Annotated in this window: 1 protein-coding gene; it reads right to left on the reverse strand. The window is 39.8% G+C overall.

The window, feature by feature from the left end; genetic code table 11:
- Positions 1 to 79 precede the first annotated feature (79 nt).
- Entirely contained in the window at positions 80 to 1435 is a 1356-nt protein-coding gene (locus M3196_RS21675) for an IS1182 family transposase (RefSeq protein ID WP_251324368.1), read from the reverse strand.
- Positions 1436 to 1517 lie beyond the last annotated feature (82 nt).

Raw genomic sequence — 1517 nt, forward strand, 5'->3', positions numbered from 1 at the left:
TCAGACCGTAGACAAAACCCCTTTTCAATATAAATTGAAAAGGGGTTTGTCCTGTTTTTAACGTTTTTTAGATAAGATATCAAGCTGGGCATGGCTCTTGCCATGTCCAGTTTGCCAGTTTTTTAAGGTTCATGGCAGCGAAAGTAAGCATCGCCTGCATGGACACTTTTTTAAGCCCTCTGAGCTTCGTCCATCGCATACCATGCTTTTCTTTTGCATCCGCAAAAACACGTTCAATTGTTTCTTTTCGCTTTGCATACATTTCTTTATTCTCTTCTGTATGCCGGAGGTGATTGGCTTCTTCGAGATAATCCTCCCAGATGTGCCTGTGAATCATCTTTATGTGCTGCTGGCTCTGTGTACATTGAGAGAGTACTGGACAGTTTTGGCACTTTAAAGGATTGGAAGCGTATTGACGATAGCCCTCACGGGTCGTCGTTCTATAAGATAAAATCTCACCTTGTGGGCATATGTATTGATCATAGTATTCATCGTAGACGTACTCGTATTTCTTAAAGAAGCCATCTTTTGTTTTGGGTCTGGTATATGGCATCACGGGACGGATTTCCTGATCTATTAAATACTTAGCAATCGGTGGCGTTTTATATCCTGCATCAACGGCAAGGGCAGTTGGTTTTCCTACATTTTCGATCAACTGATTCATCAATGGCTCGAGCATTCGACTGTCATGAACATTGGCCCCTGTGACTAAACTTCCTAATATAAATCCTCTCGAGTCGCTGGCTGTATGAAAGGAATAGGCAAACAATTTCTCTCGTTCATCCTTCACATAGTAGCCACTCTCAGGATCAGTCGTACTAATTTTCACTTCTTTAGTTTCAATCTTCGTTTGAGGGGGTAATGGCTTTTTTCCGTGTTCCTCACGGTCGACATTAATTTCTTCTTCTAATAAGTTCTGATAGCTTCGCGTTTCAACACGAACTGTTTTCTTATCGAACTTCTTTTTATTGGCGTTTGCTTTCACATGTGTGGAATCAATAAACGCAACAGTTGGATCAACCAATCCATGATTCATGGCTTCACGAAGAATACGGTAGAAGATTTGTTCAAAGAGATCACTGTCATGAAAACGGCGTGCGTAGTTCTTACCGAAGGTTGAGAAGTGGGGTACCTTTTCGCTAAAGTCATAGCCAATAAACCATCGGTATGCAATATTGGTTTCAATCTCTTTGATTGTCTGACGCATAGAGCGAATACCAAAAAGATATTGAATCAAGACCATTTTAATTAAAACAACTGGATCTACACTCGGTCTACCATTGTCTAATGAATAAGTATGTTTAACAGCATCATAAATGAAATCGAAATCCATGACTTGATCAATCTTACGTACTAAATGATCCTGAGGTACAAGCTCGTCAAGAGCTGCCAGGGTTACTTGGTGACGTCCTTCAGTAGAATGCTTAGATAACATGTATATTTCTCCCCTCAAACATTATCTAATTTAATTCTACAATAAAAAAAGCTTGTAGACATATACTTTGTCTACAAGCTGA

It is taken from the genome of Fictibacillus nanhaiensis, assembly GCF_023715445.1.
Classification (GTDB): domain Bacteria; phylum Bacillota; class Bacilli; order Bacillales; family Fictibacillaceae; genus Fictibacillus; species Fictibacillus nanhaiensis_D.

Bases quoted from the DNA above. Each gene is read 5' to 3' on its own strand.
- M3196_RS21675 (WP_251324368.1), bottom strand. From the start codon at position 1,435: ATGTTATCTAAGCATTCTACTGAAGGACGTCACCAAGTAACCCTGGCA.